The sequence below is a fragment of the Glycomyces lechevalierae genome (assembly GCF_027622945.1).
Lineage (GTDB): Bacteria > Actinomycetota > Actinomycetes > Mycobacteriales > Micromonosporaceae > Glycomyces > Glycomyces rutgersensis.
The window spans coordinates 364,897-385,315 of sequence record NZ_JAPZVQ010000001.1; the positions used below are offsets into that span (position 1 = coordinate 364,897).

At 69.2% G+C, this 20,419-nt stretch carries 15 protein-coding genes; 6 read left to right on the forward strand and 9 right to left on the reverse strand.

Features of this window, described 5'->3' with window-relative positions; genetic code table 11:
• Positions 1 to 53: 53 nt before the first annotated feature.
• From O2L01_RS01725 to O2L01_RS01740, 4 genes are all read right to left on the reverse strand, one after another.
• A complete protein-coding gene (locus tag O2L01_RS01725) occupies positions 54 to 770 on the reverse strand; it encodes a CE1759 family FMN reductase (protein ID WP_270119830.1) in 717 nt (238 codons plus the stop codon).
• Positions 767 to 1,246 (reverse strand): MarR family winged helix-turn-helix transcriptional regulator, encoded by a 480-nt coding sequence (locus O2L01_RS01730; protein WP_270119832.1) that lies wholly within the window; start codon positions 1,244 to 1,246, stop codon positions 767 to 769. The genes O2L01_RS01725 and O2L01_RS01730 overlap by 4 nt, the downstream gene beginning before the upstream one ends.
• A 9-nt stretch (positions 1,247 to 1,255) precedes the next feature.
• Entirely contained in the window at positions 1,256 to 2,437 is a 1,182-nt protein-coding gene (locus tag O2L01_RS01735) for an LLM class flavin-dependent oxidoreductase (protein WP_270119834.1), read from the reverse strand.
• 233 nt (positions 2,438 to 2,670) lie between these two features.
• On the reverse strand, positions 2,671 to 4,143 hold the full coding sequence (locus O2L01_RS01740; RefSeq protein ID WP_270119836.1) for an RICIN domain-containing protein: 1,473 nt from the start codon (positions 4,141 to 4,143) through the stop codon (positions 2,671 to 2,673).
• A gap of 269 nt (positions 4,144 to 4,412) precedes the next feature.
• On the opposite strand from O2L01_RS01740, the gene O2L01_RS01745 reads away from it, so the two are divergent.
• From O2L01_RS01745 to O2L01_RS01760, 4 genes are all read left to right on the forward strand, one after another.
• Positions 4,413 to 6,386 (forward strand): potassium transporter Kup, encoded by a 1,974-nt coding sequence (locus tag O2L01_RS01745; RefSeq protein WP_270119837.1) that lies wholly within the window; start codon positions 4,413 to 4,415, stop codon positions 6,384 to 6,386.
• A 168-nt stretch (positions 6,387 to 6,554) separates the two neighbouring features.
• Positions 6,555 to 8,084, forward strand: coding sequence for an alpha-N-arabinofuranosidase (locus O2L01_RS01750; RefSeq protein ID WP_270119841.1), 1,530 nt, complete (start codon positions 6,555 to 6,557; stop codon positions 8,082 to 8,084).
• Positions 8,081 to 10,354 (forward strand): alpha-L-arabinofuranosidase C-terminal domain-containing protein, encoded by a 2,274-nt coding sequence (locus tag O2L01_RS01755; RefSeq protein ID WP_270119844.1) that lies wholly within the window; start codon positions 8,081 to 8,083, stop codon positions 10,352 to 10,354. Before O2L01_RS01750 ends, O2L01_RS01755 begins: the two co-directional genes overlap by 4 nt.
• A gap of 72 nt (positions 10,355 to 10,426) precedes the next feature.
• A complete protein-coding gene (locus tag O2L01_RS01760) occupies positions 10,427 to 11,422 on the forward strand; it encodes a LacI family DNA-binding transcriptional regulator (protein WP_270119846.1) in 996 nt (331 codons plus the stop codon).
• Between the two features lie 49 nt (positions 11,423 to 11,471).
• Here O2L01_RS01760 and O2L01_RS01765 read toward each other — a convergent pair whose 3' ends face one another.
• The gene (locus O2L01_RS01765) at positions 11,472 to 13,541 is read right to left on the reverse strand and encodes a cellulase family glycosylhydrolase (RefSeq protein WP_270119848.1); all 2,070 of its coding nucleotides are present in this window, start codon (positions 13,539 to 13,541) and stop codon (positions 11,472 to 11,474) included.
• 294 nt (positions 13,542 to 13,835) lie between these two features.
• On the opposite strand from O2L01_RS01765, the gene O2L01_RS01770 reads away from it, so the two are divergent.
• The gene (locus O2L01_RS01770; RefSeq protein WP_270119849.1) at positions 13,836 to 15,437 is read left to right on the forward strand and encodes a carbohydrate-binding protein; all 1,602 of its coding nucleotides are present in this window, start codon (positions 13,836 to 13,838) and stop codon (positions 15,435 to 15,437) included.
• Between the two features lie 55 nt (positions 15,438 to 15,492).
• Here O2L01_RS01770 and O2L01_RS01775 read toward each other — a convergent pair whose 3' ends face one another.
• Positions 15,493 to 16,071: a TetR/AcrR family transcriptional regulator gene (locus O2L01_RS01775; RefSeq protein ID WP_270119851.1), complete on the reverse strand. Its 579-nt coding sequence runs from the start codon at positions 16,069 to 16,071 to the stop codon at positions 15,493 to 15,495.
• Between the two features lie 138 nt (positions 16,072 to 16,209).
• Between O2L01_RS01775 and O2L01_RS01780 the strand changes: the two genes are divergently transcribed.
• A complete protein-coding gene (locus tag O2L01_RS01780; protein WP_270119852.1) occupies positions 16,210 to 17,040 on the forward strand; it encodes an SDR family NAD(P)-dependent oxidoreductase in 831 nt (276 codons plus the stop codon).
• A gap of 60 nt (positions 17,041 to 17,100) precedes the next feature.
• Here the strand turns inward: O2L01_RS01780 and O2L01_RS01785 are convergent, their stop codons facing one another.
• The 3 genes from O2L01_RS01785 to O2L01_RS01795 form a co-directional block, all read right to left on the reverse strand.
• A complete protein-coding gene (locus O2L01_RS01785; protein ID WP_270119853.1) occupies positions 17,101 to 17,571 on the reverse strand; it encodes a VOC family protein in 471 nt (156 codons plus the stop codon).
• 227 nt (positions 17,572 to 17,798) lie between these two features.
• Positions 17,799 to 19,304 carry a pectinesterase family protein gene (locus O2L01_RS01790; protein WP_270119856.1) on the reverse strand — a complete coding sequence of 502 codons (1,506 nt, stop codon included), beginning with the start codon at positions 19,302 to 19,304 and terminating at the stop codon, positions 17,799 to 17,801.
• 150 nt (positions 19,305 to 19,454) lie between these two features.
• Positions 19,455 to 20,309 (reverse strand): twin-arginine translocation signal domain-containing protein, encoded by an 855-nt coding sequence (locus O2L01_RS01795; RefSeq protein ID WP_270119858.1) that lies wholly within the window; start codon positions 20,307 to 20,309, stop codon positions 19,455 to 19,457.
• Positions 20,310 to 20,419 lie beyond the last annotated feature (110 nt).

Below are 20,419 nucleotides of genomic sequence, written 5' to 3' on the forward strand. Positions count from 1 at the left end.
ACTCCCGACGAAGCCGAGGGTTGCGGTGCCGACGCATCGAGGCGATCGCGTTCCTAGGGGCGCGGCTTGCCGCTCGGCTTCGCCGAACCGCCTGTGGCCAAACGCATCAGGTCGGAGCTCAGGTCGATGTCGAGCTCCGTGCCGCCCGCGCTGCCGTACTCGTGCTGGTAGCTCTTCCAGGACTCGGTGCGGATCTTCTCGGCGAACCCGGACTCCATGAGCAGCAGGACCTCGATCGCGGCGCGCGAGATCCGCTCGCCGAGCTCCTTCGAGTTCCAGTCCTCAGTGGCCGCGAAGACCGAGGTCGGCACCGTCATCGTGCGCAGGTACGCGAACAGCGAGCGCATCTCGTGGTCCACGACCAGCGCGTGCCGCGACGTGCCGGCGGTGGCCGCGAGCACCACCGGCTTGGCGATGAGCAGGTCGTTGTCGAGCACGTGGAAGAACGAGCTGAACAGGCCGCTCGGCGCGGCCTTGTAGACCGGGGCGCTCGCGACGACCGCGTCGGCGCGGCCGAGCAGCTCGATCGCGCGGGTCATCTTGGGGCCCATGAGCTGCGAGACGAGCGCCGTCCCGATCTCGGTGGCGAGCTCGCGCAGGTCGATCACGTCGGTCGCGACCTTCTCGTCGCGCTCCTCGGCGAGGGTCCGCACGCGGTCGGCGATGCGGTCGGCGAGCATCCGCGTCGAGGACGGGTCGCTCGTGCCGCCGCTGACGACGACGAGGTGGAACGGTTGGGCGCCTTCGGGTCGGCGCTGCTGGACGGTCACAGGACGGCCTCCTGCCGGTTGCGTTGGGTGGGTGTCGCCGTCCCTTGGGCGGCGAGCTTGCGGCCGATGGCCTCGAGCTGGGCCATCTCCTCGTCGGTGAGCGCGGCGGTGACCGCGCGGGCCACCTCGACGGCGTGGCGGCCGCCGACCTGGCGCTGTCGTTCGCGGCCGGCCTCGGTGAGCGCGAGCCTGACGCCGCGCCCGTCCTCGGGATCGGCGGCGCGCTCGACCAGGCCGCGGTCGGCCAGGCGCTCGACGAGCCGGGACAGGGCGGGCTGGCTGAGCAGCACCGCCCGTCCCAGTTCGAACAGGCGCAGCGGTCCGTCGTGCTTGGACAGCGTGTAGAGCACGTCGTACTCGCGCATCGAGAGCTCGCCCCAGATCGGTTCGGCGGCGAACCGCTTCATGAGCGAGGCGTGCGCGGTGAGCAGCGACTCCCACGCCTCGTTGGCGCGGCGGCTTCTGCTGCGGGACATCGGGTCTCCCTAGATTTCCGGGTACTCGGCGGCGGCGTCGCTGTCCTGGTACGGCGAGGCGCCGGTGACGTTGTCGCCGCGGTTGGCGTTCGGGCGCGGCTGGCGGGCCGGGCCGTCGCCGTACTTGGCCTTGACGAGGCTCGCGTGCGTGGGCGCGTCGGCCGACTCGGGGTCGCGCCGGGCGGCGAGCTCCTTGCGCAGCACCGGGACGACCTCTTCACCGAGGAGGTCGAGCTGGTTGAGCACCATCTTCAGCGGCATCCCGGCGTGGTCGATGAGGAACATCTGGCGCTGGTAGTCGCCGAAGGCGTCGTGGAAGGTCAGGGTCTTGTCGATGACCTCCTGCGGGCTGCCCACCGAGAGCGGCGTGCCCTGCGTGAACTCCTCCAGGGACGGGCCGTGGCCGTAGACCGGGGCCTCGTTGAAGTACGGGCGGAACTCGCTCACCGCGTCCTGCGAGCGCTTCGCGATGTAGGCGTGGCCGCCGAGCCCCACGATGGCCTGCTTGCGCGTGCCGTGGCCGTAGTGCTCGAAGCGCTGGCGGTAGAAGTCCACGAGGCGCTTGGAGTGCGAGGTGGGCCAGAAGATGTGGTTGGCGAAGTAGCCGTTGCCGTAGAACGCGGCCTGCTCGGCGATCTCGGGCGTGCGGATCGAGCCGTGCCACACGAACGGCGGCACGTCGTCGAGCGGGCGCGGCGTGGAGGTGAAGCCCTGCAGCGGGGTGCGGAACTCGCCCTCCCAGTCCACGACGTCCTCGCGCCACAGCCGGTGCAGCAGGTTGTAGTGTTCGAGCGCGAGCGGCAGGCCCTGGCGGATGTCCTGGCCGAACCAGGGGTACACCGGGGCGGTGTTGCCGCGGCCGAGCATGAGGTCCATGCGGCCCTTGGAGAGGTGCTGAAGCATCGCGTACTCCTCGGCGATCCGCACCGGGTCGTTGGTGGTGATCAGGGTGGTCGCCGTGGTGACGATCAGCCGCTCGGTGAGCGCCGCGATGTGCGACAGCAGCGTGGTGGGCGAGGAGGAGAAGAAGGGCGGGTTGTGGTGCTCGCCGATGGCGAACACGTCGAGGCCGACCTCTTCGGCCTTGACGGCGATCTTGAGGATGCCGTCGATCCGCTCGGCCTCGCTCGGGGTCTCCCCCGAGACCGGGTCGCGCGTGATGTCACTGACTGAGAAGATGCCGAACTGCATCGTATTCCCTGCTCTCCCCGCCGCAGCGGTCCAATCTTCATGCGTTTGCATCTACCTTAACCCTCCGGGGGCGAGGACTATTCCGAATCGACGGAGGCACTGCTCACACCGTGGAGACGCCGAACGGCCGGGCCCCCGGGCGGGTCCGGCCGTTCGCATGGTCAGGACGTCGGCGCGGACGGCCCCGCCGCGGGGCGGGGCCGTCTTGGTGGCATTGCTCAGAAGGTCAGTGCTCAGAGAGTCCACTGCTGGTTGGCGGCGCCGGTGCAGTCGTACTGCTGGAGGCGGGTGCCGTTGGCGGTGCCGGAGCTGATCACGTCGAGGCATTTGCCGGAGTGGCGGGCGACGAAGGAGACGTAGCCGCCGCCGGCGTCGCGCACCTGCCACTGCTGGTTGGCGCCGGTGCCGCAGGTCCACTGGATCGCCTTGGCGTTGTCGGCGGTCGAGGCGCCGCTGATGTCGATGCACTTGCCGGACGCCTGGGAGACGATCTGGACGTAGCCGCCGCCCGCGTCGCGCAGGATCCACTGCTGGTTGGCGCCGCCGTGGCAGTCGTACTGGATGATCTCGGCGCCGTCGGCGGTGGACCCGCTCACGACGTCGATGCATTTGCCGGAGACGCGGCTGACGATGTCCGTGGCCTGGACCCCGCCGCCTCCCTGGCCCCAGCCGTGCAGGATCCGGTCGGCGCCGGAGCGGTTGCGGATGGCGAGGTCGATGGCGGTGCCGCTGCCGCTCTTGGCGAACATCGAGTACCAGTCGTGGCCGGAGTTGTTGCTGATCTTGCCGCCGAGGGCGGGCCAGTAGGTCGAGCCCATGCCGAGTTCGCGCTGGGCGTCGGTCACGGCGCGCAGGTAGCGGACGAAGTTCTGGGTGCTGGCCGGGTCCGCGTAGTTGAGGCCGTTGTCCATCGGCGCGCCGTATTCGGTGAGCACGGCGCGGGAGGCGCAGCTGCCGAGGCCGTCCTTGAAGCTCTGGACCCACCAGGCGTAGTCGTGCTCGCCGTAGAAGAACGCGTAGTGGTGGTAGGAGAGGAGCGTGCCGCTGAGGCGGCTGTCCGCGCACAGCGGCTTGACGTCCTGGGCGAAGCCGGCGCCGTCGATGAGGATGCGACCCTTGGGGACCGAGGGGCGGGCGTTGACCCAGGCGGCGGCCACGTTCGCCCATTCGCTCGCGCTGTAGCCGTGCGGCTCGTTCATCGGTTCGAAGTGAACGAGGCTGTTGGAGCCGTACTTGGCGACCACGGTGTCCCACATCGCGTTGAACGCGCCCATGTTGGTGATGCGCCCGCCCGAGGCGGCGCCGTCCTCCCAGTACGCGAGGATGACCTTGAAGCCGCGCTCGGTGGCGGCGTCGATGGCGGCGGCGTAGTTGTTCCACCAGGCGGTGCCCACGGTGTGGGTGTTGACGGGAAGCCGGATCGTGTTGGCGCCCATGAGGGTTTCCATGTCGCTGTACACCGCGTCGGCCTTGGCGTGGACGGTGGCGTAGCTGTCGGTCTGGCTCAGGCCGTCGAGGACGAGCGGCCCGGTGTTGAAGTTGTCGCCGAGCATGGCCCAGTTGAAGCCCCGGAAGGCGTTCGTGTTCGCGGCGGCGGGGGCCGCGTCGGCGAGCGCGAACGCGGGCACCAGGACCAGCGTGGCGAGTGCGGTGAGCAGGAGTCGAAGCAGGGACCGCCTGGGGTGGGCGGCGGATGCGGCGTTCATAGGGCCGGCCTATCTCGTGCGGCGGGCGCACGTGCGAGGGAGCAGAGGGATGGGCGCGCTAACATCCGCCCAAATTATGACAGTGCGCCGAACACCCGGTCAAGCATTGATGCATGTCGATCTTCAAATAACCCAGAGGTCGCGTCAGCGCCCCGCGACACGCCGCAATGGATCGTCAAGAAAACGTCAAGAATCGTGAATACGGGTCGCGATTCGGGTTTCGGCGTGCCTGTCGGACTACGATCCGGCAGCGAAAGGAGCAATAACCCGTGACCGCTCAGACCAGTGCAGACCCCGCCGACCCCTCCCTGGCGCCTCCCCCCGACGGCTCCCGCAGCACCTCCGCCAGGGGCGCGACGCGACTCGCACTCCTCGTGGGCGCCCTCGGCGTCGTGTACGGCGACATCGGCACCAGCCCGATCTACGCCCTCCAGACCATCTTCAACCCCGGCGACCCGCACCCGGTGCCGACCAGCGTGGACAACGTCTACGGCGTCATCTCGCTCATCTTCTGGTCGCTCGTGCTCATCGTGACGGTGTTCTACGTCGGCCTCGTGATGCGCCTCCACAACGAGGGCGAGGGCGGCATCATGGCCCTCATCACGCTGATCCGCCGCCACAGCCAGGGCCGCGGCCGCAAGGCCGGCCTCTTCCTCGCGGGCCTCGGCATCTTCGGCGCCGCCCTCTTCCTGGGCGACAGCATGATCACCCCCGCGATCTCGGTGCTCTCGGCCGTCGAGGGCGTCAAGACCGTCAACCCCGACCTCGAGACCTTCATCATCCCCGCCACGGTGGTCATCATCGTGGGGCTGTTCGCGTTCCAGCGCAAGGGCACCGCGGTCATCGGCCGCTGGTTCGGCCCGATCATGATCGTGTGGTTCACCGTCCTCGCCGTGCTCGGCCTCGGCGGCATCTCCCGCAACCCCGAGATCCTCCGGGCCCTCTCCCCCACGTACGCGGTCGACTTCCTCTTCGGCCACTTCGGCGTCGCGTTCTTCGCGCTCGCCGCGATCATCCTGACCTTCACCGGCGCCGAGGCGCTGTACGCGGACATGGGGCACTTCGGCCGCAAGCCGATCTCCCGCGCCTGGCTGTTCATGGTCTTCCCCGCGCTGCTGCTCAACTACATGGGCCAGGGCGCGCTCATCCTCGAGGACACCGGGAACGTCCAGGGCTCGTTCTTCCTGCTCGCCCCCGAATGGGCGCGCATCCCGCTGCTGGTCCTGACCGGCACGGCCACGGTGATCGCGGCGCAGGCCGTCATCAGCGGCGCGTACTCCGTCGCCTCGCAGGCCTCCGAACTGGGCTACCTGCCGCGCCTGCGCATCGCGCACACCTCCGAGCACCACTACGGCCAGATCTACGTGCCGTGGATCAACTGGCTGCTCATGGTCTCGGTGCTGACCCTGGTGTTCGCGTTCCGCACCTCGGAGGCGCTGGCGTTCGCCTACGGCATGGCCGTGATCGGCACGATCGTCATCGTCACCGTGCTGTTCCTGTACTTCGCGCGCGTCCGCTGGGGCACGCCGAGGTGGGTGCTGTGGACCGGCGGCGGGCTGCTGCTGGCGCTCAACGTGACCTTCCTGGCCGCGAGCAGCACCAAGATCATCCACGGCGCCTGGCTGCCCCTGCTCATCGGCCTGACGGCGTTCACCGTCATGATCACGTGGCAGCGCGGCCGCGAGGTCGTCTCGGCCGAGCGCGAGCGCCGCGAGGGCCCGCTGCGCGAGTTCGTGGACAAGATGCGCCGCGGCGAGCCCAAGGCCGCCCAGGTGCCCGGCACCGGCGTGTACCTCGGCCGGGGCAAGGACTCCGCGCCCCTGGCGCTGCGGGCCGCCCTGGAGCTCAACCACGCCCGCTACGCGCAGACCGTGATCCTCTCGGTCCAGACCGAGCCCGTGCCGCGCGTCCACGACGACGAGCGCATCATCGTCGACGACCTCGGCAACTGCCAGGACTCGGTCATCCACGTGACCGTCCGCTTCGGCTACGCGGAGACCCCCGACGTGCCCCGCGCGCTCGGCCTCGTGAGCCTCGAGCAGTCCGAAGGGCGGAAGCTGCGCCTCGACAAGGCCACCTACTTCCTGTCGACGATCCAGCTCCGGGCCGGCAAGGCGCGGACCATGGCGGCCTGGCGCAAGCACCTGTTCATCGCCACCTCGCACATCACCTCCGATGCGGCCGAGCACTTCCAGCTCCCCCGCGACCGCACGATCATCGTCGGCTCCCACATCGAGGTCTGACCCGCCAACCCCTGAGAGAACGGCCCGGGCGCGCTGCGCCCGGGCCGTTCCGCATTCCGTGGCGCTGCGGGCTTGACACGGCGGGTGTGCGACCAGGTAGAGTGAACCGCGCTTTACCGATAAATATCGTCCGCGCAACACCACCGCCCAACCGCCAGGAAGGCTCCCATGAGCAACGACGCCGTCTCCGCCGTCATCAACGTCGACATCGAAGGCCCCACGATCAGCAAGCACGTGTACGGCCACTTCGCCGAGCACCTGGGCCGCTGCATCTACGGCGGCTTCTACGTGGGCGAGGACTCCGACATCCCCAACGTGCGCGGCATCCGCCTCGACGTCGTCGAGGCCCTCCGCGCCCTCGACATCCCCAACCTGCGCTGGCCCGGCGGCTGCTTCGCCGACGAGTACCACTGGATGGACGGCATCGGCCCCAAGGAGGACCGCGCCGTCATGGTCAACACCCACTGGGGCGGCGTCGAGGAGAACAACCACTTCGGCACCCACGAGTTCATGGACCTGTGCGAGCTGCTCGGGACCGAGCCGTACATCTCCGGCAACGTCGGCTCCGGCACCGTCCGCGAGATGAGCGAGTGGGTCGAGTACATCACCCGCGACGGCGACTCGCCGATGGCCCGCCTGCGCAAGCAGAACGGCCGCGAGGAGCCCTGGAAGGTCAAGTTCTGGGGCCTGGGCAACGAGACCTGGGGCTGCGGCGGCAACATGACCGCCGAGCAGTATGCGATGGACGCCCGCAAGTACGCGACCTACTGCCGCAACTACGGCGACAACAAGCTCTACCGCATCGCCGCCGGTGCCGCCGACTCCGACTACGGCTGGACCGAGACCCTCATGAAGCAGTTGAGCCACCTCGGCTGCCAGCGCGTCGAGCGCCCGCTCTACCAGGCCCTCTCCATTCACTACTACACGATCGCCGGCGACTGGGCCGACAAGGGCGACGCGACCGTCTTCACCGACGACGAGTACTACACGACGATGCTCAAGGCCAACCGCACCGACGAGCTGCTGACCGGCCACGCCAACGTCATGGACCTGTACGACCCGAAGAAGGAGATCGGGATCGTCATGGACGAGTGGGGCACCTGGTGGAACGTCGAGCCCGGTACCAACCCCGGGTTCCTGTACCAGCAGAACACGATGCGCGACGCCCTTGTGGCGAGCCTCCACTTCGACATCTTCCACAAGCACGCCGACCGCCTGTTCATGGCGAACATCGCGCAGACGGTGAACGTGCTCCAGGCGATGATCCTCACCGACCCCGACTCGGGCGCGCTGGTGCTGACGCCGACCTACCACGTGTTCCAGATGAACAAGGGCCACCAGGACGCGGCGTCGCTTCGCGTGGACACCCCGGCGGGCGTCCCGACCCGCGAGGTCGACGGCAAGGAGCTGGCGACCGTGTCGGTCTCGGCCTCCCGCAAGGACGGCCGCCTGCTCGTCTCGCTGTCGAACCTGGACGCCGAGGCCGGCCAGGACGTCGAGATCGACCTGCGCGGCGGCGGCCTGGGCGAGTTCGAGTCGCTGGTCCTCACCGCCGACACGCTCCAAAGCCACAACACGCCTGAGCAGCTGGAGGCCGTTGCGCCGCAGAAGCACGACGGCGTGAAGCTCGAGGGCTCGAAGCTCCGCGTGCACCTGCCCGCGCACTCGTTCGTGACCGTCTCGGGTGCCATCGCGTGAGCGAGCGGTTCACCGTCCGCGTCGGCGCCGCTGGCGCCGACGCGGCCCCCGACCTGTGGGGCCTGTTCATCGAGGACCTGAACGATGCCCTCGACGGCGGACTCAACGCCGAGTCGGTCCGCAACGGCGACTTCGAGTTCGACGAGTCCGACCGGGAGGGCTGGAACGCTCTGACCGGTTGGAGCGTCGTCGGTGAGGTCGAGGTGCGCCGGGAGGACCCGGTGCACGCGAACAACGCGCATCACGTGCGCGTCACCGGCCCGGCCGTGCTCGCGAATGAGGGCTGGGACGGCGTCGGCGTCGCCGAGGGCGGCCGGTACCGGCTCGCGTGCTTCGTTCGCGCGCAAGGAGAGCCGGTGCGGATCGAGGCCGAGGTGGGCGAGGGGCTCGCGCGGGCCGCGTTCGTGGCGGACCCGGGCGGCTGGCAGCGGGTGGAGGTGGACTTCACCGCCGTCGCGACCGGGCGCGGCGAGCTGCGGCTCGCGGTGCCCGCTGGCGCGGTGGTGGACCTCGACTGCGTCTCGGTGCGGCCCATCGGGTCCGACGGCGAGCCGCTGACCTTCCGTCCCGATCTGCTGCAGGCGCTGCAGGATTTGAAGCCGAGCTTCATCCGCTTCCCTGGTGGGTGCGTGGCGCACGGGCTCGGCCTTGAGAACCTGTACCACTGGAAGCGCACGATCGGGCCGCGCCACGAGCGCGAGCAGATCCGCAACCTGTGGGGATACCACCAGTCGCGACAGATCGGGTACATGGAGTACTTCGAGCTGTGCGAGGCCACGGGCGCGACGCCGATCCCGATCGTCGCGGCGGGCGTGTGCTGCCAGAACACGCCGGGCGGCGGCGCCCCGATCCCCGAGTCCGAGATGGACGCGTACGTGCAGGACGTGCTCGACCTGGTCGAGTTCGCCAACGGCGACACCGAGACGCCTTGGGGTGCAAGACGGGCCGAGCTCGGGCACCCCGAGCCGTTCGGCCTCCGCTACCTCGGCGTGGGCAACGAGGACCAGATCACCGACGCGTTCCGAGACCGGTACGCGCGCATCGAGGACGCCCTCGTCGCCGCGCACCCGGAGATCGCGGTCATCGGCACGAGCGGCCCCCAGCCGGCCGGGCCCGACTACGAGGCCGGGTGGGCGTACGTGCGCGAGCGCGGCACGCCGATCGTGGACGAGCACGGCTACCAGATCCCGCGCTGGTTCCACCAGAACATCGACCGGTACCAGGCGTACGACCCGGCCGAGGCGAAGGTCTACATCGGCGAGTACGCGGCCCGGTCGAACAAGATCCGCTCGGCGCTGGCCGAGGCGGCGTACATGATCGGGCTCGAACGCCGCCCCGAGGTGGTGCGCCTGGCCTCGTACGCGCCGCTGCTGGCGCGCATGGGGCACACGCAGTGGGAGCCGGACCTCATCTACTTCACCGCCGACGAGGTGCGCCCGAGCGCCTCGTATTTCGTGCAGCGCGGGTTCGCCGAGGAGCGCGGCGAGCGCGTCCACGCGGTCGAACTCGAAGGGGTGCAGGCCGTTCCGGTGGCGCTGCCGCGCGCGGGCACGGCGCTGCTGCGGTCGCGCGGGGCGACGGTGGCGTTCACTGATGTGGTCCTCGACGGCAACCGGATGCCCGAGGTGGTCACCGGGCCGGAGGGCGAGGGCGTGCTCCTCGGCCCGATCGACCCGGCCGCCGCCGAGCTGTCGTTCACGGCCGAGCGCCGGGACGGCGAGGAGGGCTTCGTGGTGCGGCTGGGACCCGAAGCGCCCCAGAGCTTCCTGGAGCTGCAGATCGGGGCCTGGCAGAACAAGTCGACCTCGGTGACCCGCAGCGACGACGGCATCGGCGAGAACGACCACGGGCCGCTGCCGTGGCGCGGCGTGCGCACCGGCGAGCCGCTGAAGATCCGCGTGAAGCTCGACGGGCCGCGCGTGCGCGTATGGGTCGACGACGAGCTGCGGCACGACTACGAGCAGGACCTGCGGCCCGAGCAGCGGGTCGTCGCCGGGGCGCTCTCGCGCGCGGGCGAGCGCGGCACCGAGTACGTGGTGCGGCTGGTCAACGCCACGGACACGGCGCGGACGGCGGCGATCGAGCTGCCGGAGGCAGGCCCGGTCGCGGCGTCGATGACGCTCATGTCGGGTGCCGGGCCCGACGCGGGCGTGCCGGGCGAGGCCTCGCCCGCGACCCTTGTGGACGTGACCGCGAAGGGCGATGACGGCATCGACCTGGATCTTCCTCCGTGGTCCTTCGCGACGGGCGTCATCCGCACCGGCGGTTGAAGTACACGCAGTGGAATGACCGCCCGTCGGATGATGGGAGGATGGTCGGCAGATGGAGAGGCGGTAACTGACATGGTGACGATGAGCGACGTGGCGCGGCTGGCCGGGGTGTCGAAGATGACGGTATCCAATGTGGTCAACAACCGGCCCGGGGTGAGCGACCCCGTGCGCCGGCGCGTGCTCGAAGCCGTCCAGCAGTCCGGTTACCGCCTCAACGTCAACGCCCGCACGCTGAAGGCCGGGCGCACCGGGGTGATCGGCCTCGCGGTGCCCGGCATCGACCAGCCGTACTTCGGGACGCTGAGCGTGAACGTGATCCAGGCGGCCCGCGCCAAGGGCTTCCACGTGGCCGTCGAGCAGACCGACGCGGCGGAGGAGGGCGAGGCGAACGCGATCGCCCAGTCGCACCGGCTGCAGTTCGACGGGCTCATCATCAGCGCCGTGATCCTGGACCCGCGAGAGCAGGCGCACACCTGGGCGGACTTCCCGATCGTGATGCTCGGCGAGCGCGACTTCGGGCACACGATCGACCACGTGGGCATGGACAACGAGGCCGGTTCGCGCGCGGCCACCGAGCACCTCATCGAGCGCGGCTGCACGCGGATCGCGAACGTCACCGGCTGGAGTCTCGAAGGCGTGCACGTGGGTTCGCGCCGCTATCACGGCTACAAGGAAGCGCTGAAGGCCGCGGGGATCCCGGTGGACCCGGCGCTGGTGTGCTTGTCCGGCATGGGTTTGGAGACCGGTCGCCGCGCCGTGCACGACCTGCACGAGGCGGGCGTCGAGTTCGACGGCGTCGTCGCGGTCACGGACACGGTGGCCCAGGGGGTGCTGCGGGGCCTGGCCGACCTGGGTCTGCGCTGCCCCGAGGACGTGCGCGTGGTCGGCTTCGACGACATCACGGTGGCAGAGTTCATGACACCCTCGCTGTCCACGATCAACCCCGGTCACCGCTGGATGGCCGAGAAGGCCGTGGAGCTCATCGTCGCGCGCCTCGAGGACCCGAAGCGCCCGCCGGAGGACTACACGGCGCCGTTCGAGCTCAAGATCCGCGAGTCCACTCGCTGAAGCGGAAGCGGCCCCGGCGCATCGCGCCGGGGCCGTTCCCTCATTCAGGTCAGGTGAGCGAGCCGGTGACGTTGCCGCCGGATTCGGTCACGTAGTAGGTCACGGTCTTGCCGCTCCAGAAGTGGAACGTCAAGGTCACCTTCTGGCCGTCGTTCACGTCGGTCCAGAACGCCTGCGGGAGGCTGATCGTGCCGGCCGTGTAGTCCGGGCTGAAGGCGCGCGCGAACTCCTTGTAGGGGGTCCAGTTCTGCGGGCCGGCGGGCGTGCCGTCCGCGTACTTCGCCTCCATGGTCGCCAACTGGTCGCCCTTGAACTGGGTGGGGATCGCGAACGATCCGGTCGTTCCCGACGCGGCCGACATCGTCGGCTGGTCGTAGGAGATGACGCTGATCCGCCACGGCGCCCCCTGCGAGAACACCGCGCTCAGGTTGGCCTTGACCCCGTAGTTGCGATCGCCCAGGAGGCTGGTGAGCCTGCTCGCCTTGATCGTGAGGGTGGTGCCCGAGATCGTGTAATCGGTGCCCTGCACCAGGTTCTGGGTGCCGAGGCGCAGCGCCTGGAACGTGGTGCCGTTCGGGTTCAGCGTCAGCGACACGTCCGAGACCGTGCCGGACTTCGCCACGTACACCTGGTCCGTGGAGGCGGTGCCCGAGCGGGTGGTCCAGCTGGCCTTCATCATGTTGAAGAGCTCCGGGTCCTTCCAGGTGAAGCCGGTCCGGTCGAAGTGCTGGCCGTTGTCCCACAGCTGGAGCGTGAGGCCCTTCTGCCGCGCGTAGTAGCCCATGTACTCGAAGAACTTCAGCTTCTCGCCCTGCTCGACCGTGCCGGTGTGGGCGTCGAAGCCCAGGAGGCCCCACTCGCCGACGATGACCGGGATGCCGTTCGCGACGAACTCGTTGTAGGCGCGGTCGAAGTAGCCCTCGAGGTCGGCCTGCACCTCCGCGTTGAACTTGGTGTAGCCGGCGACGTTCACGCTGAACGGCCAGAAGCCGTAGTAGTGGATGGTCGCGGCGATGTTGTCGTCGTTCAGGGCCGCGATGGTGTCGCTGAGCGCGTCGAGGCGGCCCTGCTCGGCGTTGGTGTGCAGGGTCGGCAGGACCAGGACGCGGGTGGCGTTGTTCCCGCCGGTGCCGCGCACGATCTCGTGGAACGAGGTGTTGAGGTCGTCCAGGAGGGCGTAGGCGGTCGCGTCGTCCACATTGTTGAACTGCGGCTCGTTGATGCTCTCGAACAGGAGCTCCTGCGGCGCGTCCCGGAAGCGGGTCGCCAGCGCGTTCCAGATCGCCTCGTAGCGGTCCTCGACCACCGTGCGGTTGGTGTTCATGTCCGCCGCCCAGATCCACGAGTCGTGGTGGATGTTGATGAGGACGTACAGGTCCGCGTCGAGGGCCCAGTTCACGACCTCCTCGACCCGGTCGAGGTAGGCGGTCTCGACGGCGTAGGGCGCCGTCTTGGACTGGTGGTTGTCCCAGGTGACGGGGATGCGGATGCTCTTGTAGCCCTGGGCGGCCACGTTCTGGATGAGCGACTGGGTGATGCGCGGGTTGCCCCAGGCGGTCTCGTCGGCGCCCACGGCGTCGAGGGAGTTGCCGAGGTTCCAGCCCGGCTGCATGGCCGCGACGGTCTCCATGGCGCTGGCCCCGCCGGTGGGCGGCGGCGTCGTGGTGGGCGGGTTGCTCGTGGGGGTGCCGGTCGAGCCGTCGCAGAGGACGCCGTTGAGCTTGAACTGGGTCGGCAGGCCGTTGGTGCCGGACCAGGAGCCGTTGAAGCCGAAGGAGACCGAGCCGTTGGTGGCGATCGCGGCGTTGTAGTCCACGTTCTTCGCGGTGTAGGTGTCACCGGAGTTGGTGGTGGTCGCGCCCCACGCCTGGGTGACGCGCTGGCCGTTGGGGAAGGTCCAGACCAGGTTCCAGCTGTTCACGGCCTGGCCGAGGTTGGTGATCGCGACGTTGCCGGTGAAGCCGCCGGGCCATTGGTTGGCGACCTTGTACTCCACTTTGCAGCCTTCGGCCGCGTAGGCGACCGAGGGCACGAGTATGCCGAGACCGGCCGCCATGGTGGCGACCGCCATCACCACCAGGGTGATCCATCTGCGGGTACGTCGATTGAGGCCTTGCATGGCGCTCCTTAAGTCCGCGTTGACTTGCCGGGGGTCGAACGAGGAAGCGAATCGATACTCCTCGATACAAGAATAAGTTTATCGACGCAACTTTGACAAGCGCTCCCGCGAACCGGTTTCAAACCGGACCGCTCCGAAGAGGACGGGGGTTGTCCGATTTGCACCCTTGACAGCGGAAAGCCTTTTCCTTACGCTCGTGGCAACCGGTTGATTGAAACATTTCAATGTGTTCATCGGTCGGCACCCTGGGGCCCTCGCCTCCAGTGCGACAACGAAGTTGCGAAGGGAAGCAACATGTCTCGTCGAAGAAGCGTGCGCACCGCGCTCGTGGCCGGTTTCGCCGGCATCATCGCCACCGCGGCCACCCTGGTCGCGATGCACTCCGCCTCCGCCGCGCCCATACGGTACGAGGCCGAGACCTCGCCCGCCACGTGCTCCGGCACCATCGACTCCAACAACGCCGGGTTCTCCGGCACCGGTTTCTGCAACACTCCCAACGCCGTCGGCGCGACGGCCCAGTTCACGGTGAACGCCGCCAGCGCGGGCACCGCCACCCTTGGCATCCGGTACGCCAACGGCACCACCGCCACCCGCCCCGCCGACATCACCGTCAACGGCTCGGTCGCCCAGTCCGCCAGTGCCTTCGGCGGCACGGGCGCGTGGACCACTTGGTCCACGAAGACCCTGACCGTGCCGGTGAACGCCGGCAGCAACACGATCCGTCTGACCTCCACCAGCGCTGACGGCCTCGCCAACATCGACTACCTGGACTTCGAGATCACCGGCGGCGGCACCACGACCCCGCCGCCGACCGGCAACGCGATCTACGTCGCGCCGGGCGGCTCGGACTCGGCCGCGGGCACCGAGGCGGCCCCGACCACCCTGGCCTCGGCGCTGAGCCGGGTGAACGCGGGCGGCACCATCTACATGCGGGGCGGCACCTACAACTACTCCTCGACGATCGTCATCGACCAGGACAGCGGCTCCTCGAGCGCCCGCACGACGCTCGCGGCGTACCCGGGCGAGAAGCCGGTGCTGAACTTCTCGGCGCAGGCCGAGGCCTCGGCGAACCGCGGCCTGGCGCTGTACGCGAACTACTGGCACCTCAAGGGGCTCATCGTGGAGCGGGCCGGTGACAACGGCATCTTCGTGAGCGGCAGCAACAACATCATCGAGCGCACGATCACGCGCTACAACCGCGACTCGGGCCTGCAGCTCTCGCGCCAGTCCTCGACGAGCACGACGGCGTCGTGGCCGGCGAACAACCTGATCATCAGCGCCGAGTCGCACGACAACGCGGACGCCGACGGCGAGGACGCGGACGGCTTCGCCGCGAAGCTCACGGTGGGCTCGGGCAACGTGTTCCGGTACGCGGTGGCGCACAACAACGCCGACGACGGCTGGGACCTGTACACCTACTCCGACTACGACCCGATCGGGACGGTGCGGATCGAGGACTCGCTGTCGTACCGCAACGGCACCCTCTCCAACGGCACGGTCTTCTCCAACGGCGACCGCAACGGCTACAAGCTGGGCGGCGAGAGCGTGCCGATCAACCACACGGTGCTGCGGAGCATCGCGTTCGACAACGGCCAGCACGGGTTCACGTACAACTCGAACCCCGGCTCGATGACGATCTCGAACAACCTGAGCATCGACAGCGAGGAGCGGAACTTCCAGTTCAGCGCGGGCTCGCACGTGTTCCGCAACAACACCTCGTGCTTCTTCAGCGGCGGCACGAACGACAGCGTCTCGGGCAACGCGGACAGCTCGAACCAGTTCTGGTCGGGCTCGAACGGTTCGCGCTGCGCGAACTACTCGGGCGCGCTGGGCTGGTCCTTCGACTCGACCGGGAAGCTCGTGGTGACCTTGGGCGGCAGGATGGTGACGCTCTGACCTGACCGTCACGCAGCGGCGGCCCGTCCTTCCGGACGGGCCGCCGTTCGCCGTCTCAGGGGCGGGGCCCCATGCCGGCGAAGAGCGCTTCGACGAGGCCGTCCACGAACTCGTAGGTGACGGGCTCCTGGGTGATGAGGAAGCGGTAGTAGACGGGGCCGGCCAGCATCGCCTGGGCGAGTGACGAATCGAAGTCGGGGGCGATCTGGCCGGTGGCCTTGGCGCGCTCGATGCGGGCGACCGAGCGGGCTTCGAGGGGGCCGAAGAAGCGCTCGTTGAGGCTGGCGGCGACGACCGGGTCGTGCTGGATCTCGCCGGCGAGGGCCTGGAAGAGCGCGCCCCAGGGCTCGCCGGCCATGAGGTCCACCGTGGCGTGGAGGCGCTGCCGGAGGTCGGCTTTGACGTCGTCGGTCTCGGGGAGGTCGGCGGCCGGTTCCAGCGTGCTCAGCAGCGAGTCGTGGAAGAGCATGCCCTTGGAGGGCCAGCGGCGGTAGATCGTGTGCTTGCCGACGCCGGCGCGGGCGGCGACCGCTTCGATGCTGAGTTTGGCGTAGCCGATCTCTTGGGCCACTTCGATGGTGGCGCGCATGATGGCGTCGGTGCGGTCGGCGGAACGGGTGCGATGCGCGGTCATGTGACCATCATAACGGCACGGCACGTGCCGTGTTGACAGAACCCGGGGGCGGGTGCATACTGATTCCAGAACGGCACGAACCGTGCCGTGCCGATCCTGCCGGATCGGTCACCCCCGCAAGGCGGAAAGAAGGACATCATGAGCAAGGTCTGGTTCGTCACCGGTTCGTCCCGCGGCCTCGGACGCGAATTCGTCGAGGCCGCCCTCCTCCGCGGCGACCGCGTCGCCGCCACCGCCCGCGGCTCCAAGGGCTTCGCCGACCTGATCGACGCGTACGGCGACGCGGTGCTCCCTCTCGAGATGGACGTGACGGACAAGGACGCCGTCTTCGCCGCCGTCGCACGGGCGAAGGAGCACTTCGGACGGATCGACGTGGTCGTCAACAACGCCGGCTACGCCATGATCGGCGCGGTGGAGGAACTGAGCGAGCAGGAGCTGCGCGACCAGGTGGAGACCAACGTCTTCGGCGCGGTCTGGGTGCTCCAGGCGGTCCTCCCCCACCTGCGCGAGCAGGGCGGCGGGCACATCTTCCAGCTCTCCTCGGCCGCGGGCCTCATCGCCGTGCCGCTCGGCGGCGCGTACAACCTCTCCAAGTGGGCCCTCGAAGGCCTCAACGAGGCGCTGGCCCAGGAGGTGGCCGAGTTCGGCATCAAGGTCACGATCATCGAGCCCGGCGGGTACGCGACCCGGGACGGCAAGAACCCCGACCCGATGAACAACGGCCACATGGCCGAGCGCCACCCGGCCTACGACGGCCTGCGCGAGCGGCTGTCGAAGTTCGCCGTCGGCCAGCCCGCCGGGAACCCGGCCGCGGCGGCCGCGGCGCTGCTCAAGCTCGCGGACATGGACGAGCCGCCCGTGCGCATCCTCTTCGGCACCGGGTTCTACCCGATGATCCAGAAGGCGTACGCCGCGCGGCTGCAGACCTGGGAGGACTGGCAGGGGCTCTCGCTGGAGGCCCAGGGCTGAGACGCGGACGGCGGCCCGTCCGGTTTCCGGGCGGGCCGCCTTCGCGTGCCGTGGGCGGGCTCAAGCCTGCTGCCGCAGTGCGGCGGCGGCCCGCTGCTCCATCTCCTCGGGCGGCACGTCCTCGACGTGGGTGGCCACGGTCCAATGGTGTCCCCACGGGTCTTCGAAGGACCCGACGCGGTCACCGAAGAACTGGTCGGCGACGTCGCGGAGCGTCTTCGCACCGGAGGCCTTCGCCGCGGCGAAGGCCGCATCGACGTCCTTGACGTACACGTGGATCGACACCGGTGAACCGCCGAAGTGCCCGGGAGCGTATGCGCCCATGTCAGGCTCCTCTTCGGCCAGCATGATCAGCGATGCGCCGATCTCGAGCTCGGCGTGCCCGACGGTGCCGTTCGGCCCGGCCATGCGGCCCCGCTCGGTCGCGCCCAGCACGGACTTGTAGAACTCGATGGCGTCGGCCGCGCCCTTGATGCGCAGGTACGGCGTGACGCGCGGGTATTCGTCGGGAATCGGTTTCACTTTCGCCATGGCGGTGCCTCCCTCGTCGGCCGGGCGCGTGCGCCCCGGCTCCTGGTCTCCTGGCGGTGCCTCCAGACAACCACCGGACGCCCCGGCCCGGTGGCGAACCGGCCGGTAACCCGGTTCGGGAACGCGGCGCGCGGCCGCTGCTCGGCGGCCTCCTCCTCGACGACGGCCGTCCGCAGACGAACGCGACGCCGCCGGGGCGAGGCCCCGGCGGCGTCGCTGCGCTCTCCTTAGCGGATCGGGTTCCAGCCGTCGCTGCCGCGCAGGTAGTCGACGGGTTCGTAGTTGGCCGCGTCGCCCGAGGACATCTGCGGGCGGTTGGCGTTCACCGTCGCGCCCGGGCCGGTGTTCTGGTACTCGCGCAGGCGCGCGTCCTCCCAGGCCAGGCCGGACATGTCCGACCACGGCTCGGCCGTGCGGATGTGCGCGCCCATCACGGTCTGGCGGTACAGGACCTGGCCGCGCGCGGTGGTCGATCCCCCTGCGGGCCAGGGCCGTCCGAGGTAGACGGAGTTGGACGGGGCGTTGCTCGTCAGCTCGCACTGGTAGAACAGCATCCCGTACGGGTTGGTGATCTCGGTGCTCGGCGCCACGATGTAGCCGTTGTTCGTGGTGGAGCCGCGGTTGAGCGAGTGGATCCGGCAGCCGTCGAACACGGCCGTGCCGCGCCCGAAGATGAAGTCGACGTCGCCCTCCACATAGCAGTCGTGGTAGTACTGGCGCGAGACCGTTGTGGCCGAGGCGGAGTCGGTCAGGAGCGTGTCCTGGTTGCCGAGGAACCGCACGTTGTCGAAGACCATGCGGTCGCCCTGCACCTTGACGGCCACGGCCTGGCTGTTGCCGTTCGCGGCCTCGTCGTAGGTGTTGGCGAAGGTCAGGTCCTCGGCGGTGAAGTTCGCGCCCTGCAGCAGGACGCTGGCACTGCCGCTGGTCCCCCACGTGCCGCCGTTGCCGTTGCTGCAGCTGGCGCAGCGGTTGTCGTGGATCACGACGTCGGCGGCGTTCCCGGTCTCGCCCACGAGGGTGATGCCGGTCTTGGAGGAGGGCACGGTGACGTTGCCCTTGTAGGTGCCCTTCTTGACGAGGATGGTCGAGCCGGAGGGCGCGGCGTTGACCGCAGCCTGCACGGTGGTGTGCGTGCCCGAGCCGTCGGGCGCGACCACGAAGTCGGCCTCGATCGCGCCTTCGGCCGGGACCAGCTCCCATTGCTGGTTGACCGCGCCGGTGGGCGCGTACTGCGAGATGCGGGCGCCTTGGGCGGTGGACCACTCCCACACGTCGAGGGCCTTGCCGGAGGCGCGGTTCACGATGGTCGCGTAGCCGCCGCTCTCGGTGATCTTCCACTGCTGGTTGGTGGTGCCGCCGTCGCCCCACTGCTGGACGGTCGCGCCGTCGTCCCTGCTCGCGCCCGCCACGTCGAGCACGAGACCGGAGTGGCGCACCTGGATCTTGTAGTAGCCGCCGCCCGCGTCGACGAAGCGGAACTGCTGGTCCTGCGAGCCGTTGGAGGCCCACTGGACGAGTTCGGCGCCGCTCGCGGTCGAGGCCGCGCGGATGCCCATCACGAGGCCGGAGTGGCGGGATTCGAGGTTGTACCAGACGCCGGTTTCCACCGCTTGCGCGCCGGTGGCGGCGATGAGGCTCCCGGCCGCGGCGATGACGCCGCCCAGGACGACGGCGAGCATCGCCGCCAGGGGCCGCCTGCGGCGCAGGCGTTCTGCGGTTTTCGTTGACATGTCGACTCCATCGGAGGGCCGGGCGCTGAGACATGCCGGGGTTTCCTCAGCATCCGGGCATTTATGTTTGTCAATGTGAGTGTAGGGCAATCGCTTCCCACAGCCAAGACCCGCAAGGGCCCGGTCCGCGGACCGGGCCCTTGAACGGGGTCAGCCGTTGTTGGTGCGTCCCACGTAGACGTTGCGGGCCTTGTAGTACGTGTCGCCGGCGGGGCCGCTCGAGCCGGAGGAGCCCTCCATCTGGAGGTTGATGATGACGTTCATCGGCTTGCCCACGAAGTTCGAGCCGGTGTGGGCGGCCTTCCAGGCGCCGTCGAGGTAGTAGTGGATCTGCACGTCCGTGCCCGAGGTCTTGGTCATCCAGATCCGGTACTCGTGCCAGTTCCCGGGCGAGGACACGGCGACCAGGGTGTTGTCCCAGGCCCCGTCGTAGGTGTTGAACCAGTTCCGGTTGTCGCCCTTGAACTCCAGGATGTCGCTCTCGGGCGGCCAGGAGTTCGCGCCGGTGACCCAGAACGCCGGCCACGTGCCGGGCGCGGAGGGCGCCTGGAACTCGCCGCGGATCTCCCAGTTCGGGAACCGGTCGTTGACGAGCACCTGGTTCTTGGCGTGGATCGCCGCCGAGTGGTAGTGGATGGGCAGGTACGGGTCCTTGCTGCTGTTGCCCTCGTCCCAGGTGATGCGGGTGGCCTTGAGGTTGAGGACCCCGGCGGGCGAGATGAAGCAGTGGTTCGAGTCCGTTGAGGAGGCGTACATTCGCGCGGTCCCGTTGTGGTCGGAACCCCAGGGGTACAGGTAGTTCCACTCGGATTCGAGGGCGGCGCGGCTCGCGAACGAGTTGCCGTCGATGAGGGTCTCCCATGCGGCCGCGCCGATCCGGCGGGTCGCGTCGTCGGCGGCCCGGGCGGGGTCGGGGACGAGGAGCGGCGCGGTGACGGCCGCCGCGGCGGTGGCCGCGATCCTCTTGAGCGCCGTGCGGCGGGAGCTGCCTGGTGGGTTCGTCATGGTGACCGCCTTCGCGTCGTCGCGTGCCGATGTGATCGCGGGAGGAAAGCGATCACATCGAACATATTCAATATATGGTGCACATCGCGCGCACGGATGTCAACGGCTTC